Origin of the sequence: Rhizobium mesosinicum, from assembly GCF_019511345.1 — a bacterium.
Taxonomy (GTDB): Bacteria; Pseudomonadota; Alphaproteobacteria; order Rhizobiales; family Rhizobiaceae; genus Rhizobium; species Rhizobium mesosinicum.
On record NZ_JAEUAK010000005.1, the window covers coordinates 134448 to 148580 of the forward strand.

16 protein-coding genes are annotated in these 14133 nt (G+C 59.9%); 5 read left to right on the forward strand and 11 right to left on the reverse strand.

All coding sequences use genetic code 11. The features are described 5' to 3' along the window. Position 1: 1 nt before the first annotated feature. From JNB85_RS15155 to JNB85_RS15165, 3 genes are all read right to left on the reverse strand, one after another. Positions 2 to 898: a LysR substrate-binding domain-containing protein gene (locus JNB85_RS15155; RefSeq protein WP_220335152.1), complete on the reverse strand. Its 897-nt coding sequence runs from the start codon at positions 896 to 898 to the stop codon at positions 2 to 4. 507 nt (positions 899 to 1405) lie between these two features. Then, a complete protein-coding gene (locus tag JNB85_RS15160) occupies positions 1406 to 1960 on the reverse strand; it encodes a DUF4142 domain-containing protein (RefSeq protein WP_223216513.1) in 555 nt (184 codons plus the stop codon). Positions 1961 to 2035: 75 nt separating this feature from the next. Further along, the gene (locus JNB85_RS15165) at positions 2036 to 3424 is read right to left on the reverse strand and encodes a cytochrome B6 (protein ID WP_223216514.1); all 1389 of its coding nucleotides are present in this window, start codon (positions 3422 to 3424) and stop codon (positions 2036 to 2038) included. Between JNB85_RS15165 and JNB85_RS15170 the strand changes: the two genes are divergently transcribed. Beyond that, positions 3414 to 3551 carry a hypothetical protein gene (locus JNB85_RS15170; protein WP_220335509.1) on the forward strand — a complete coding sequence of 46 codons (138 nt, stop codon included), beginning with the start codon at positions 3414 to 3416 and terminating at the stop codon, positions 3549 to 3551. The genes JNB85_RS15165 and JNB85_RS15170 overlap by 11 nt on opposite strands. Positions 3552 to 3660: 109 nt before the next feature. Further along, positions 3661 to 4041, forward strand: coding sequence for an MmcQ/YjbR family DNA-binding protein (locus JNB85_RS15175; protein ID WP_220335156.1), 381 nt, complete (start codon positions 3661 to 3663; stop codon positions 4039 to 4041). On the opposite strand, the gene JNB85_RS15180 is transcribed toward JNB85_RS15175, so the two are convergent. After that, positions 4011 to 4631 carry a glutathione S-transferase family protein gene (locus JNB85_RS15180; protein ID WP_220335158.1) on the reverse strand — a complete coding sequence of 207 codons (621 nt, stop codon included), beginning with the start codon at positions 4629 to 4631 and terminating at the stop codon, positions 4011 to 4013. The two genes, JNB85_RS15175 and JNB85_RS15180, sit on opposite strands and share 31 nt — an antisense overlap. Before the next feature lie 100 nt (positions 4632 to 4731). Next, positions 4732 to 5088 (reverse strand): DUF4406 domain-containing protein, encoded by a 357-nt coding sequence (locus JNB85_RS15185; RefSeq protein WP_220335159.1) that lies wholly within the window; start codon positions 5086 to 5088, stop codon positions 4732 to 4734. Positions 5089 to 5209: 121 nt separating this feature from the next. On the opposite strand from JNB85_RS15185, the gene JNB85_RS15190 reads away from it, so the two are divergent. Next, positions 5210 to 5965: a DeoR/GlpR family DNA-binding transcription regulator gene (locus JNB85_RS15190; protein WP_220335160.1), complete on the forward strand. Its 756-nt coding sequence runs from the start codon at positions 5210 to 5212 to the stop codon at positions 5963 to 5965. A 60-nt stretch (positions 5966 to 6025) separates the two neighbouring features. On the opposite strand, the gene JNB85_RS15195 is transcribed toward JNB85_RS15190, so the two are convergent. Both JNB85_RS15195 and JNB85_RS15200 read right to left on the reverse strand, forming a co-directional pair. After that, the gene (locus JNB85_RS15195) at positions 6026 to 7030 is read right to left on the reverse strand and encodes an asparaginase (RefSeq protein WP_220335161.1); all 1005 of its coding nucleotides are present in this window, start codon (positions 7028 to 7030) and stop codon (positions 6026 to 6028) included. Positions 7031 to 7240: 210 nt separating this feature from the next. Further along, positions 7241 to 7864: a helix-turn-helix transcriptional regulator gene (locus JNB85_RS15200; RefSeq protein WP_220335162.1), complete on the reverse strand. Its 624-nt coding sequence runs from the start codon at positions 7862 to 7864 to the stop codon at positions 7241 to 7243. A gap of 99 nt (positions 7865 to 7963) precedes the next feature. Between JNB85_RS15200 and JNB85_RS15205 the strand changes: the two genes are divergently transcribed. Further along, a complete protein-coding gene (locus JNB85_RS15205; RefSeq protein ID WP_220335163.1) occupies positions 7964 to 9388 on the forward strand; it encodes an MFS transporter in 1425 nt (474 codons plus the stop codon). On the opposite strand, the gene JNB85_RS15210 is transcribed toward JNB85_RS15205, so the two are convergent. The 4 genes from JNB85_RS15210 to JNB85_RS15225 form a co-directional block, all read right to left on the reverse strand. Further along, complete coding sequence (locus tag JNB85_RS15210; RefSeq protein ID WP_220335165.1) at positions 9369 to 10367, reverse strand: NAD(P)H-quinone oxidoreductase; 999 nt, start codon at positions 10365 to 10367, stop codon at positions 9369 to 9371. The genes JNB85_RS15205 and JNB85_RS15210 overlap by 20 nt on opposite strands. Before the next feature lie 77 nt (positions 10368 to 10444). After that, positions 10445 to 12250: a bifunctional diguanylate cyclase/phosphodiesterase gene (locus JNB85_RS15215; RefSeq protein WP_222858680.1), complete on the reverse strand. Its 1806-nt coding sequence runs from the start codon at positions 12248 to 12250 to the stop codon at positions 10445 to 10447. A gap of 151 nt (positions 12251 to 12401) precedes the next feature. Then, positions 12402 to 12644, reverse strand: coding sequence for a ribbon-helix-helix domain-containing protein (locus JNB85_RS15220; protein WP_220335167.1), 243 nt, complete (start codon positions 12642 to 12644; stop codon positions 12402 to 12404). Between the two features lie 210 nt (positions 12645 to 12854). Continuing rightward, positions 12855 to 13403: an HdeD family acid-resistance protein gene (locus tag JNB85_RS15225; protein ID WP_220335168.1), complete on the reverse strand. Its 549-nt coding sequence runs from the start codon at positions 13401 to 13403 to the stop codon at positions 12855 to 12857. 140 nt (positions 13404 to 13543) lie between these two features. Here JNB85_RS15225 and betI point away from each other — a divergent pair, with 140 nt between their 5' ends. Then, complete coding sequence (betI, locus tag JNB85_RS15230; RefSeq protein WP_220335170.1) at positions 13544 to 14131, forward strand: transcriptional regulator BetI; 588 nt, start codon at positions 13544 to 13546, stop codon at positions 14129 to 14131. The last annotated feature ends 2 nt before the right edge of the window (positions 14132 to 14133 follow it).

Consider the following 14133-nt stretch of genomic DNA (forward strand, 5'->3'; position numbering starts at 1 on the left):
GTCAGCCGAAGATCGCGGCCGTTTCAGCCATTTCCTCGCGGATCCATGCCTTGAAGTCGCGCACCTTCTTCGGTTCGCGGCTGCCTTCGGCGGTGACGAAGTAATAGCCATCGCCGGTACTGGCGCGGATACCGAAAGGTGCGACCAGCCGGCCCTCCTGCAGCGAAAAGCCCGCGAGCGTCTGCCAGGCGAGCATGACGCCCTGCCCGGCAATCGCTGCATCGAGGCAGAGCGAGGCGTCGTTGAACACGTGGCGCACGGTTGGCGGCGGTCCTGAGAGGCCGGCGGCTCTCATCCAGACATCCCATGTGAACATGGCATGGGCATCGATGACGGCAGGGAGCTTCACGATATCGGCCGGCTCCCTCAGCTTTGCGGCCATGTCGGGAGAGCAGACCGGAAACACCTCCTGTTCCAGGAGATGCTCGACCTTGACGCCCGGCCAATGGCCTTTGCCGACACGGATCGCGACATCGATGTCGGAGGCGGCCAGATTGACGAGCTTGGTGGTCGCATCGAGACGCAGGTTGATTTCCGGGTGACGCTCCATGAAACGGTCCAGCCGGCAGACCAACCAGCGGGCGGCGAGAACAGGCGCCACCGAAATGGTCAGGATGCATTCGTCCTTGCGTTGCGCCATCGCGACGGCTTCAGAAAGCCTGACGAAACCTTCGTTCAGCGCGGCAAGAACAGGCGTGCCGGCTTCGGTTATCAACATGCCCTTCGGTGTGCGCTCGAAGAGCAACCGGCCGAGTTGGCCTTCAGCCTTTATGACCTGCTGGCTGACGGCACCGACGGAAACGCCAAGCTCATCCGCAGCCGCTTGAAGCGAGCCGAGCCGACCGACAGCTTCCAGGGCGCGAAGCCCATTAAGATGCACGGAGTTGAGGTTCCTCATATAGCTTTTCTATATCGGCAAACCGGTAATCTCAATTGAAAACGACGCGGTTGCCGCCAATATTGATATTACAAGAGTGGCGTCCGGAGTACAGCTATCATGAACTGGCGGGCGCAGCTAAGTCCCAGCGCCACGAGCCGAAGACGACCCTCGGAAAGCGAGAGCAAGATGTCGTTGCTGAAGTTTTTCTTGAGCCAATCGACCCCTACCAAGGTCGCTCAACGCAAATATGACGAGGATGAAGATCTCCTCGATCATCCCGATATCGCCACGATGTCGCAGCGAGAGCTTGCCGACCTGCCTTTGCCGATCCCTGCGCCAAGACGCCCCCAACCGCAATCAGGCTCAGGATCTATCGGTTTGGATTGAGCTATGACTCACGGTTCGGCAAAGAGATTGTAAGGGCTGCAAGCGCCTCGAAATCGCCGGCATGTCGACGCGCGTTGCCGTCACTCTTCCAAAACAGATACTCGGCGGGAAGTAACGCCACGATGTCCTTCAGACGGCTTATGGCCCGCTCTTTGTTGCCATCTCTTGCGGCGGAAGCCTGATTGCCGCACCCGTCAGGAGGTTGTTGAGTTCCTGCGCCATCCGAAGGTGGTCAAGTACCTTCGGAAGAAGGGCGGCCGCCAGCCGCTGCATGTCCGCATCCTCGCCCATGGAGATCTCCCATGAAAGCAGTTGCGCGGTTTTCTGATGGTCGACAATCTGGGACTTGACGTAGGCGGCATCAAAATCGTCGCCATTCAGCTTCTGAAGCCGGTCGCGCACGATCGAGTGCTCCGCGTCGAGCTGGTCGGGGATAGGAATTTTCGCTGCGTCAGCCAGGTCCTTCAGCTTGGCGTTGGCATCAGAATGATCCCGGACCATGATCTCGGCGAAGCGCTGTACGGCGTCCGCCTTCGCTTTTTCACCGGCCAGTTTTCCAAAATCGACTTCAGCGATGCCGCCCGCTATCGCGAGCTGGGCGAACAGCCTGTCCTGGTTGTTGGTCTGGTGCGGCGCAGGGACCCCTGGCTTCGTCATGCGGGTGTCGACGCCCATACCAGCCGGATTGCCCATCTGCGCCGCCGCGGCGAGCGGCGTGACGCAGAGTACGACGGATAGAATTGCAGTGCGGATTTTCATCGCCGCCTCCTATAGCGTTAGCATGTAAGCGACGAGGTCCTTCTTCTCCTGCTCCTCCAGCTTGGTGCCGAGAACGAGGTTGAAGAACTCGACGGTGTCGGCAAGCGTCATCAGACGGCCGTCGTGCAGGTATGGCGGCGAGTCTTTGATGCCGCGCAGCGTGAAGGTCTTGATCGGGCCATCGGGGAGTGTGACGAAGTCGTTGAAGACTTGGCCGACCCTATAGAAGCGCTCGAGCTTCAGGTCGTGCATGTTGTTGTCCATGAACTCCGTCTGCGGCACATGACATTCGGCACAACGCCCCTTGCCCATAAAGATCTTTTCGCCTGCCAACTCCTGCGGCGTGGCAAGTGAAGGATCAAGCCGGTTGAACGGATCGAGCTTGGGCGCCGGGGGAAAGTCGATGATGTTTTGCATCTGCGCCATCATCGCGACCTGGTTCGTCCTATCCGGCAGGTTCGGGCCTTTGCGGGTGGCGCTGACGTGGTCGCCGTTAAAGTAGGCCGTCCGCTGTTCAAATTCGCTGAAGTCTTCAACGGACCGCAAGGAGCGCTTCGATCCGTGGATCTGCTGGTTGAACAGACCTCTGATGCTGGTCGTATCGAGACGGAAGCGGTCTGCCTGCGGCCTTACATCCGGCGTCAGATGAAAGGCAGCGTTGGTGTGAAAATTCGAATGACAGTCGAGACAGGCGACGCCGGTGCTCTGATCAGCCACCTTCCGGTCTTCCGTCTGGTTGAACTCCTCCTGCGGAAACGGCGTCAGCAGCAGGCGCAATCCTTCCATCTGCACCGGCGTGACGATCCCGTTCATGATCTCGTAGAAATTCTTGATGGTGAGGAGCTGCCCTCGGGACACGTCACCGAGCTCCGGATGGGTCGTCAGGAAGATCGGCGGAGGGAATTCCGGCGTCAGATTGTCGGGCAGATCGAAATCGACGTCGAAACGACGAAGATCGCGCATCTCCTGCGCGTGGATCTCGTCTATCTGCCGGTTTGGAAACACCTGGCCGCCAGTCGCTTGTTTGACGTGAGGCAGGGGCAGGAAGCCTTCAGGCAGAAGGTTTTTGTCCCTGATCTCGAGCGGCTTCATCGCCGCAAGGTCAGCCCAGCTCGTGCCAGGCGCGAGTTTCACGCGAACGCCGTCCTGAACCGGCTTCAGTCCGCCGGACATCATCACGCCTGCCATCGGCTTATCTGAAAGGTCGTAGCGCCTTTCGAGAAGATCGCGCTGGCGCTTCATGACCTCGGGCTTCTGCGCCTCGTCGATTTGACGCGCCTGGGAGAACGGCATTGTCGGCAGCGGCCGATATGTCGTGTCCGGAGGCAGCGGATCGGAAAACGCTCCGACCGCAAAAATAACGACCCCTGCGGAGAGAGATCCAGCAATGAGCGTCATCAAGATTCGTGAGTTGGACATGATTTCCCCCTGCGTCGAGCGCAAGTCCAACTCCGAAGAATTCAAAATGTTCCCGTTAAAGTTCATTGATCCAGCGCTGGAGGCTGAATCGAGCGATCGGAAATGAAGGGCTTGGGAGGACGTCTGCGCAAGCGGCCGGTTGGCGAGACAAAGCCAACCTGGAAGGTATAGCTGAAGACGTGATAGATTTTTGCGGGGACAATCGGGCAGACGACATGACCGAAGGCGTGGAAGGCGTTCTAGCGCGACTGAAGCGGCTGGCAAAGGAGGCCGGGCTGCCCGGCATCGAGGAAAGCACATCCTATGGCAACCCGGCGCTGAAGGTCGGGGGCAAGAGCTTCGTCGCGGTCAAGAACGACGAAACGGTGGTGTTCTCGATCCCGATCGATCACAAGGAACACTTGCTGGCGATGGCGCCTGACATCTATTTTCAGACGAACCATTATGCCGGCTGGCCGCACCTGCCGCTTCGGATCACCGCCATCGGCGACGATGAGCTCAAGCAGCGGCTGATCGACGCCTGGACGTACCGGGCGCCGAAGAAGCTGATGTCCGCCTACCGCGCTCAAACTTTTTCGCGTGCCAGCGCTCGCTGAACCGCAGGGCGCTCCAACATTCGGGCATGATGCTCGCTGATCTTGGGGAAGCGCGCGGGATCCACACCATCGGATGGCAGCCAGCCGGTGATGACGAAGAGATAGGGATCGGCGACCGTATAGCTGTCACCCATCACCCATGGCCCCTTGAACATGGTTGCCTCGATCAGCTCAAAGCTTTCGCCCATGGTCTGCGGCACCTTGGCCCTCATGGATTCCAGCGCGGCTTCATCATCGGCCCAGCGGGAACCGCGCGGGCGGTGGGCGTGGTTCACATGCACAGTGGAAGAGATATACCCGTTGAAAGCCTGGAGCCGGGCAAACTCGAAGGGGTCGTCCAGCGGAGCGAGCCTGGCGGCCGGCGCCACCTGGGCGATATAGGCAAGGATCGCCGTCGTCTCCGTCAGCACGCCGCGATCGGTTGCAAGCGCGGGAACGCGGCCCTTCGGATTGATCTTCAGATAGGCTTCCGAACGCTGCTCGTTCTCCCGCATACTGATCTTTTTCGTATCGAAGGAAAGACCGGAATCCTCCAGTGTAATCAGGCTTGCAAGCGCGCAGGTTCCCGGTGCGAAATAAAGTGTGAGCATGGTGAGACTCCCCTTTCGGAGAGCCTTATAGCGTGAGTTTCGGGGCCAGAGAAAGACAGCGTGGCGTATTCCCTCTCAGACCGGAAGAACGGGCAGAGCCTCAAGCGCAACCCGGCACGTCCTCCAGCCGGTACCAGACCGGAATACCGCGCTCCTCGGCGATGCGCACGTCGTTGTCGGCGCCCTTGGAGTCGCCCGGCAGGCGCAGCACGCCTTCGCAGAGCTGCAGCAGTCGGCCGGCGACGGGGTGGAAGATTTCCTCATAGAGGTCGTCACCCACCGACTTGCCGCCGGCGGCATGCCAGATGGGCAGCGCCACCCATTCGCCAATCATCGGCACATGGCCTGCCTTGAAGAGCGCATGAGACGGCTCCTCCAGGCGCTTGAGGTTGGCAGCCATCTTTGCCGGGTCATCGCCCGTTCCGGACCGGTACGGACCGGCAATCAAAATCAACATTGGTGTCTCCATCAACTCCCGGCCTCATGCACGGACTTCACGAAAATGCACGATATTTCTTGAATGTCGAGTCAATTCGTGCATATTCATGACATTCATAGATTTTCGTGCAGGGGCATCCATGCTGACCAGCCAACGCAAGACCCTCATCCTCGACATCCTGCGGCGCGATGGGCAGGTCATCGCCAAGCGGGTCGCGGAGGACTTCGAATTGTCGGAGGATACGATCCGCCGCGATCTCCGGGAGATGGCCGCAGAAGGGCTGCTCAAGCGCGTGCATGGAGGGGCCTTGCCCATTGCCCCTGACTTGCCCGACTTCACGGCCCGCCGCGACGTCGCTTCTGGTGTCAAGGCGCGGCTCGGCGCGAGGGCGGCTGAGATGGTGAAGGCCGGACAGATGGTGTTTCTCGACGGCGGCACGACCACGGCGGAAATCGTTCGTCACTTACCGCGCGACATTGCCTTCACTATTGCGACCCACAGTCCAACGATTGCCGCCGAGCTGGAGCACCACCCGACGGCCGAAGTGATCCTCTGCGGTGGCAGGCTCTACAAGCATTCCATGGTGGCGACCGGTGCCGTCGCGATGGCGGCGATCTCGGCCCTGCGGCCGGATCTCTTCTTCCTCGGCGTGACGGCCGCTCATCCCGTACACGGATTTTCGACTGGGGATTTCGAGGAGGCCGCGATCAAGCGGCATATCGCCCAGCGTTCGGCGGAGACGCATGTGCTGCTGACGGCGGAGAAATTCGATCTCGTTTCACCGTGCACGGTGCTTGCCGTAAGCGACGTGGCGGGGTTGATCGTACCTGCAGAAACGCCGGCTGAACGGCTTCAGCCTTACGCCGAGCTCAATGTCGCAATTGCCGCAGCTTGACCTGCGTTCGGCGCAGCGAAGGAACAAGGCCCGGTGGCAAATGCATGATTAGGGCAGCGATCAGGCGAAGGCCTCGGTTACCCTGATATCGCCGACATGAATGCCGTTCCAGTTGCGCATTGATTTATTCGCCATCGCCGTCAGCGCAACCTCTTCCTTCCCGCCCTTCTCGAAGAAGCGGGCAAGCGTGGCAGCAACCATGGCTTCGGCGGCGCGGGTGGTGCCGTCATCACATTTCAGCGCAATCGCAATGCCCTGTTCTGGTATCGCGGCGCAGAAGACGCCTTCCGCACCCGTCTTGCAGAAGATCCGGCCGGGGGCGATCTGCATCAGCACCGTGCAGGCGCGGCCTGTGCCGGCAACATAGAAAGGCTCTGCCATGCAGGCTTCGACGAGCCGGCGCGAAGCTTTCGCACGCTCGCGGCCGAGGCCGTTGCCAGTCGCCATTTTCGCAAAGCCATGCGCAAGTGCTTTCAGCGGCACGGCATAGGTCGGAATAGAGCAGCCGTCGGTGCCGCAATTATCATGTCCGAGTACCGCACCCGTCAGGCTTCCCATAGTGTCGCGGATCTGCTGCTGAAGAGGATGGTCGTAGCCTACGTAACCCTTGGCATCGATGCCCTGATGACAGCAGGCGCAGATGAAGCCGGCATGTTTGCCGGAGCAATTGTTGTGAAGCGCCGTCGGCCTCTCCAGCGTGCGGGCCTGATGGATCAGCGTCTTCTGGTCCGAAGACCAATGCGCGCCGCATTCCAACGCTTCCATATCGCGGCCGGCCCGGGACAGCATGGAAGCGGCAAGCGCCACATGTTCGTCCTCGCCGCTATGCGAGGAACAGGCGAGCGCAAGCTCCTTATCACCGAAGCCATAGGCATCCGCCGCACCGCTTTCAATCAATGGCAATCCCTGCATGGCTTTGCAGGCCGAGCGCGGGAAGACATTCGCCTCAATTTCGCCGAGCGAAAAGGCGACACGGCCATCGCCATCCACGACCGCAATCGAACCGCTGTGGCGGCTTTCGACGAGCGAGCCCCTGGTGACTTCGACGAGGACGGGATTGGACATGAGCAAGAATCCGGATTGTGGGCAGGGAAACTGCAGGCATAGCCTCTCGCTCTCCGAAAGCCAATGGCATTTGCGCCGGTGCCGCTGTCGGCATTGTCACGATCGTCATCCTGCTTCATCTCGAAACGGCAGCCTGGCGTGCCAGCCGGCCTGGACCTTGGTCTCTACCCAGTTCCTCATCGAAAACCGTATGACACTTTTCGGGAATTGCTAAAGCGGGGTAACTCGATAAGCGCAACGCCGCGCGCCTAGCAATATGTGTTCGCATCGTTCGACATTGGCAGCGAGTACGCTGCGGAAGGTTTCGAGCTCGGATCGGCAGAAGCCGGCGCACGCCGTCGCCGCGGCACAGATCGGGCAATGGTTTTCGACCAATATCAACGATCCATCGTCCTCCCGCCAGCTATCCGCCATGTAGCCCTCACGGGTTCGGATGGCGGCCAGCCCTTCGACGCGGGCGGCCAGATCCGACCTGTCTGCGAGTTCGTCACGATAGCGCTGCAATGTTTGATTTTCGCGAGCAGTGATGACGGTATTGAGTGCGGCTTGGCCAAGCTGTTCGACCATGGTGGTCAAAAGCGCTGCCGTCAGTTCGGCATGGGCATCTGGGAAACGCGCGTTACCCTCGGCCGTCAGGTGCCAGAGTTGCCGGGGCCGTCCCCTCCCCTTGGCTGCGACTGTCACGGGCTCCACAAGCCCCTCTTCAGCCATCTTGGCAAGCTGCTGGCGGGCGGCCTCGCCTGATACGCCGAGCGCATCCCCGACCGCAGCGGCGAGTTGCGGTCCCTCGGTCTTCAACAGGATCAGAATGCGATTGACCGGAGACTGGCGCATATTTCCAAGCTATCTCTTGTTTTAATCCCAAGATTGTGCAATTTTCCAATTCACAGCTTGGAAAATAATAACGAATTGGGAAAAAAGCAAGGATTAGTCATGTCCGAGACCGCCTTGGAATCACCAGCTTCTTCAAATTCCGTCTTCCAGCTCTTTTCTCCCTCGCTGCTGCCGGGAACGTTGATGCTTGCCGGCGGCGTGACGCTTTATGCCGTAGAAAGCTACATTACAGCAACGATTGCGCCGAGTATCGTCCGCGATATTGGTGGGCTGGCATTGTTTTCCTGGGTAACGACACTTTATATCGCTGCCGCCCTGCTCGGTTCGATCTTTATCGCGACACGACCAAAGGCTTTCAGCCTGCGCAACGTTTATGTCATGGCTGCAGTGGTTTTCGCCATCGGCAGCTTGCTTTGTACCATCGCCCCATCCATGCCGGTCGTTCTGCTCGGCCGAACGGTGCAAGGTTTCGGAACGGGTGCGCTTGCCGCCCTCGGCTACGCCTTCATCCGCTTTGTCTATCCCGAGCCGCTCTGGTCCAAGGCATCGACCCTATACGCGGCGATTTGGGGTATATCGACCGTCATCGGGCCGACGCTCGGCGGCTTTTTCGCGCATGACGGCGCCTGGCGCTATGCCTTTGCCGTGCTCGTTCCGTTCGGCGTGCTGATGGCGGTTCTGGCGCCACGGCTGCTGCCGGAGGCCGAGGATGACCGCGAGGAAACCGAGACGCCGGTCCTGCAGATCAGCCTGCTGCTATCGGCAGTGCTGCTCGTCAGCATTGCCGGCACTTTGGAGGCGATGAGCGCAAAAATCACACTGATCGCCGTTTCCGTCGCTGCCGTCGGTGCGATGCTCGTCCTGGAAAGGCGGAGGACCAACCGGCTGCTACCAGCGGGCGCTGTGACCTTCTGTCAGCCGATCGCGCGGGTGTACCTCACAATGCTCGGCCTCACCTTCGTCCTCGTCAGCGATATTTTCATTCCCTATTTCCTGCAGGTCCTGCATGGGGTGACGCCGCTGGTCTCAGGCTATCTGGTGGCGCTGGTCGCGCTCGGCTGGACGATAGCGGCTTTCCTCAGCGGGTCCTTCTCCGGCCGGAAAGCCGACGCGGCAATTATTGCAGGCTGCGCGACAGAGGCCGTGGCGACAGCCGCACTCGCCATCTTTCTCGCTCGCGAAAACCGCGAAGCCCATCTCGCGGTCCTTGGACCGGCGGCGGTTGCCATGTTCATGATGGGGTTCGGGGTTGGCCTCGGCTGGGCGCATCTCGTCGCCAAGGTTCTGAAGCTGGTAATCGACAGCGAACAGGACAAAGCGTCGGCGGCAATCCCGACGATGAGTTCGCTCGGCAGCGCCTTCGGCGCGGCCTTTGCCGGCGTCATCGCCAATGGCGCGGGACTCGTCGAGCCGGGAGGCGTTGCAGGGGCGCTTTCAGCTGCAGGCTGGCTCTATCTGATCATGGCATTACCAGGGCTGATTGCCATCGGCGCGGCGTTGTCTCTCAACCGAGCTTCAGCATGATCTTGCCGATATGGTTGCTGCTCTCCATCAGTCGATGAGCGGCCGCTACATCCTCGAATGCAAAGGTCTCGTAGATGACGGGTGCGACCGTGCCGGCTTCCAGGAGCGGCCAGACCTCGGAGAGAAGATCATCGCGGATCGCCCGCTTCTCCTCTGCCGTGCGCGGGCGCATGGTGGAGCCGGTTACCGTCAGACGCTTGACCATGATCGGCGCCAGGTTGACCTTTTCGGCAACCGCGCCCTGCAGGAAGGCGATGATGGACAGGCAGCCGTCCTTCGCCAAGGAGGCGATGTTCTTTTCGAAATAGGCTGCGCCGATCATGTCGAGGACGATATCGACGCCCTGGCCGGTCTCTTGCCTGATGACGGCGGCGAAATCCTCTTCCCGGTAGTTGATGGCCCTCGCAGCGCCGAGCTTCTCACAGGCCTCGCACTTCTCCTTGGAGCCGGCGGTCGCATAGACCTCGGCGCCGAAAGCCTTGGCGAGCTGAATGGCGGTCGTGCCGATGCCGCTGGAGCCGCCATGGATCAGCACTTTCTCGCCTTCTGTGAGGCCGGCCATCTGGAAGAGGTTTGCCCAGACGGTAAAGAAAGTCTCCGGAAGGGCCGCCGCCTTCACTGCATCGTAGCCCTTGGGGAAAGGCAGCGCCTGACCGGCCGGCAGAAGGCAATATTCTGCATAGGCGCCGCCATTAGCGAGGCCGCAGACCTTGTCGCCCTGCGAATAATCGGTCACGCCGGGACCGATCGCGACCACCTCACCGGCGAGTTCCAGGCCGAGAATGGGGCTTGCATCCCCTGGCGGCGGATAGCTGCCCTGCCGCTGGGAAATATCGGGACGATTGATGCCTACCGCTTCAGTACGGACGAGGATCTGGCCTTCACCGGGTACCGGCACTGGTCCGCTTGCAACGACCATCGCCTCCGGCCCACCGAAAGACGGCAGATCGATAAAGCGCATTTGCGACGGCAAAGACATGGCCCGGCTCTCCCTGTTCCGAAGCACTGGAATAAATCAGGGTCTGGGGCTTGGGAAGGCCGGAAGTAACAGAGGCGTCAATTCGCCTCGCCTAACGCATGAAATACGAGGCCGTCTTCATTTTCCTTGGCGGCAGACTTTACGAGGGCGATCTCGGCGCTGACACGATTGATATCGTCGATGACGAGACCTTCTGGCAGTTCGAGAACACCGATCGAGCAGCGCATCAGCGGGAAGAAGGCCTCCGCGCCGGCGCGATCGTGCCCGTGGATCCGGCCGGCGGCGCGGTCCTCATCCGAATAGAGATCAAGCACATCGTCGTGGAAATCGCTGATGAGACGATCGAGGATTTCCGTCAGTTCCTCCTTCGTCCAGCCAACGACACCGATGAAGAAGTCATCGCCGCCGACATGGCCGAGAAAGTGGCGCTCGGCAAAGAAGTAACGGCGCATCAGCGCGGCAAAGAGCGAGATCGCATGGTCGCCGAGATGGAAGCCGTAAGCATCGTTGAAGGGCTTGAAGTTATCGAAGTCGCAATAGCAGAAATGGCGCACGTCGTCGCCGTCGCGGCCGGAATGGCGCATGAAGTCGCGGATGGCGCGATTGCCCGGCAAGCCGGTCAGCGGATTCTGATCCTGCGCCGTCTTCAGCTGCTTCTCGTTGATGACCTTGATCAGCGAGGCGGCGGAGACGACGCCGGCATAGCGCATGTTGTCGGTGAGGATCAGGCAGTTGCTGCCTTCCATATTGGCGAAGATCACCATGAGCTGATCAGCATCGCTGTCGAGGCCGACGATCGGCGCACGCTCGACGAAATGCGAGATGGTGCGCTCGTAGTCCTTGTTCTTCAGAAGGTCGCGACCGAAGGGCTGGTAGATATATTCCTTGAGGTGATGCTCGTGGATGATGCCGCGCGGCTCGCCATTGGCATTGAGAACAGGGAAATAGGCCTGGCGCGGATTGCGGCGGAAGAGTTCGAAGACCATATCGATGCCATCGCTCTCATAGACGGTCGGCAGCATTTCGATCTGCTTGCGGATGAGGATCTCGTCGAGCGACTGGCTGTTGCCCTTGTTCTTGCCGAGTTCCTGCAGATGCGGGAAGGCAGGCACGAGTTCGGAGAGATGCGTCGACGGACGCGAGATGAACCAACCTTGCACGAGATCCACGCCATAATCGCGGCAGACGATGAATTCGGCTTCCGTCTCGATGCCCTCGGCGATCACGCGCGTGCCGAGCACATGGGCCATGTTGACGATGCTCTTCAGCAGGTGGCGCTTGCGCGGGCTGCGATCGATATCCTCAACGAAATGGCGGTCGATCTTCAGGTAATCGACGGAATAATCGCAGAGCAGTTTCATTTCGCCGTGGCCGACCCCGAAATCGTCGATCGCCAGCTTGAAACCCGCCTGGCGCAGACGCGAAACGAGTTCGGCGAATTCGGGGACGCTGGTATTGTCGAAACGTTCGGAAAATTCGAAGCAGACGGAGGATGGCGGGATGTTCGCCGTTTTCAGCTGCAGCAGCAGGCTCTCGATCAGACGATTGCCATGTGGGATGAGGCGAACGTCGAGATTGAGAAACAGCGTTGCGGTCGCGAAGTTCGACAACGTGGCGAATTTTGCGAGCGCGCGGTTGGCAACCATCTGCTCGAGTTGCAGGAGCTGCCCGTGCTCGTGGGCTTCGTCGAGGATTTCGATCGGCGTTTCGAAACCGATGCGCTCCTGTCCACGCATGAGGGATTCGTAACCGAAGACCGTGCCGGTGCCGGCTTCGACGATCGGCTGAAACGCATTTTCGATGACGAGTTTGGCGAGGGGGACGATTTGATCGCTGGCGTAACGACGCACGACACCCGGTTCGACGCTGGCAGCCAAAGACATGCCAATCTCCACTGTGACCTTTTCTTTTTCGGCCGGACAATGGAACAGAAGGGTCAACGAACCCTTTCGTTAGTGTGAAACTTTTATGAACGCGCAAGCGCTCATGCACGCCGAGCGCTTATTAGATTTCTATTTTGCAATCAACAGCTTATCAGGCCGAACGGCGATGCTCGGCTTCATGATCGGCGAACATATCGGCGACGCATCTACCACCGCTGGGTGCGCTTTCATCGGCCGGGACTTCGCCGCGATATTCGCCCAGTTTGCGGGCCGTATCCCACAGGCGCAGTGCCTCGCGCACGACTTCGCTGCTCGACGCATATCCCCCTTGATCGACAGCATCGCGAATGCCGGCTGCCTGGAGCGGTGAGATGGAAACGGTGACCATCGGCATGGAATTCTCCTCCCATTCTATTTCGGCAGAGACTGCCTCGGGGGTCCATTTTCGGCTTCTCAAGGCGACATGCGCCAATGCCGAAGTGCCTCAGCACAGGAGGCGGCCCTTCTGCGGAGCCGGCCTTCAATCGCGGAATTTTAGTACCCAGTCATCTTCTTGTCAAAAAAGAAACCGCCTGATCAGACCATCCGGCGCGCTCTCCACAGTTCAAGACCGGATACCTAGGCCGAAGGCGAGCATTGTCCAGCCCTGAATGATGAGATCAACCGCCAGGAAGAGGCCGAGAATCCAGAGGCTGTTGACCGGCCAGCCGAGTGCAATCACGAAGCCTGCAAGGGCGGTGATGACACCGCTTGCGACGATCCAGCCCCAACCTTTGAGCGGTCGCATACGCCTGCCGACGAAGACGCGGAAGACACCGGCAATGAGCAACGCGATGGCCAGAAACAGGGTCAAGGCAGCCGAGGTGAGGATGGGATTAATGAAGGCGCAGATGCCAGCGAGCACATAAAGCACACCGCTCAACGCCCAGAAGAGCACATGATCCCAGCCGCGCACCTGGAAGGCGTGGATCAAATAGATAACTCCGCCTGCCAGCATCAGCATACCGACATAAAAGACCGAAGCCACGGTCGCCATCAACAGGTTACTGAGAGCGATGAGGCCGCAGATGAGAAGCAGCACGCCGAGACCGACGAACCATACCCATTTCGACCGCAACGGGGATTCGGGCATTCCGTCGTAAATATTGGCCATTGGCGCACCTCCTGATTGCTGGAGATATGCTGCAGCAATTTCTCGCGAAAAGAGGTGATCCGGATCAATGCAGCGAAAGATTTTTGTTGATTGATCAGTCAATCAAAAATACGCTCAATGCATTCTCGGGAGAATTGAACTTGCCGAAGGTCGGAATGGAACCGGTGCGCCGCAAGGCGCTTGTTGATGCAGCACTGCGGGTGATCGGCGATCACGGTTCGCTGACCGTCACCATGTCCGATATCGCCCGCCGGGCCGGGGTCTCGCCAGCTCTTGCGCACCACTATTTTGGCAGCAAGGAACAGCTGCTGATCGAGACGGTTCGTTTCCTTTTACGCCAGTTGCGCGACGACGCTGTGGCGGCACTGGGGCAAGCGGCGACACCGCGGGAGCGGGTCTCGGCCATCATCCGCGTCAGCTTTAACGCCGACCAGTTCGCGCCGCAGACGATTGCCGCCTGGCTTGCCTTCTATGCCGACGCACAGCGGTCCGAGGAGACACGGCGTTTCCTCGTCATCTACGCGCGACGCCTGCGCTCCAACCTGCTTGCGGCGCTCAAGGCGCTTTGCCCTGACGATGCCGCAGAACGCATCGCCGAGGGCGCGGCCGCGATGATCGACGGGCTCTATATCCGGCAAAGTCTGAAATCGGCACCGATCGACATCAAAGCCTCGATCGCGCTGACGGAGGATTATGTGACGACGCAGCTTGCCCGCATAGGCAAATAAAC

Bases quoted from the DNA above. Each gene is read 5' to 3' on its own strand.
- JNB85_RS15155 (WP_220335152.1), bottom strand. From the start codon at position 898: ATGAGGAACCTCAACTCCGTGCATCTTAATGGGCTTCGCGCCCTGGAA.
- JNB85_RS15160 (WP_223216513.1), bottom strand. From the start codon at position 1,960: ATGGGCAATCCGGCTGGTATGGGCGTCGACACCCGCATGACGAAGCCA.
- JNB85_RS15170 (WP_220335509.1), top strand. From the start codon at position 3,414: ATGAGCGTCATCAAGATTCGTGAGTTGGACATGATTTCCCCCTGCGTC.
- JNB85_RS15165 (WP_223216514.1), bottom strand. From the start codon at position 3,424: ATGACGCTCATTGCTGGATCTCTCTCCGCAGGGGTCGTTATTTTTGCG.
- JNB85_RS15175 (WP_220335156.1), top strand. From the start codon at position 3,661: ATGACCGAAGGCGTGGAAGGCGTTCTAGCGCGACTGAAGCGGCTGGCA.
- JNB85_RS15180 (WP_220335158.1), bottom strand. From the start codon at position 4,631: ATGCTCACACTTTATTTCGCACCGGGAACCTGCGCGCTTGCAAGCCTG.
- JNB85_RS15185 (WP_220335159.1), bottom strand. From the start codon at position 5,088: ATGTTGATTTTGATTGCCGGTCCGTACCGGTCCGGAACGGGCGATGAC.
- JNB85_RS15190 (WP_220335160.1), top strand. From the start codon at position 5,210: ATGCTGACCAGCCAACGCAAGACCCTCATCCTCGACATCCTGCGGCGC.
- JNB85_RS15195 (WP_220335161.1), bottom strand. From the start codon at position 7,030: ATGTCCAATCCCGTCCTCGTCGAAGTCACCAGGGGCTCGCTCGTCGAA.
- JNB85_RS15200 (WP_220335162.1), bottom strand. From the start codon at position 7,864: ATGCGCCAGTCTCCGGTCAATCGCATTCTGATCCTGTTGAAGACCGAG.
- JNB85_RS15205 (WP_220335163.1), top strand. From the start codon at position 7,964: ATGTCCGAGACCGCCTTGGAATCACCAGCTTCTTCAAATTCCGTCTTC.
- JNB85_RS15210 (WP_220335165.1), bottom strand. From the start codon at position 10,367: ATGTCTTTGCCGTCGCAAATGCGCTTTATCGATCTGCCGTCTTTCGGT.
- JNB85_RS15215 (WP_222858680.1), bottom strand. From the start codon at position 12,250: ATGTCTTTGGCTGCCAGCGTCGAACCGGGTGTCGTGCGTCGTTACGCC.
- JNB85_RS15220 (WP_220335167.1), bottom strand. From the start codon at position 12,644: ATGCCGATGGTCACCGTTTCCATCTCACCGCTCCAGGCAGCCGGCATT.
- JNB85_RS15225 (WP_220335168.1), bottom strand. From the start codon at position 13,403: ATGGCCAATATTTACGACGGAATGCCCGAATCCCCGTTGCGGTCGAAA.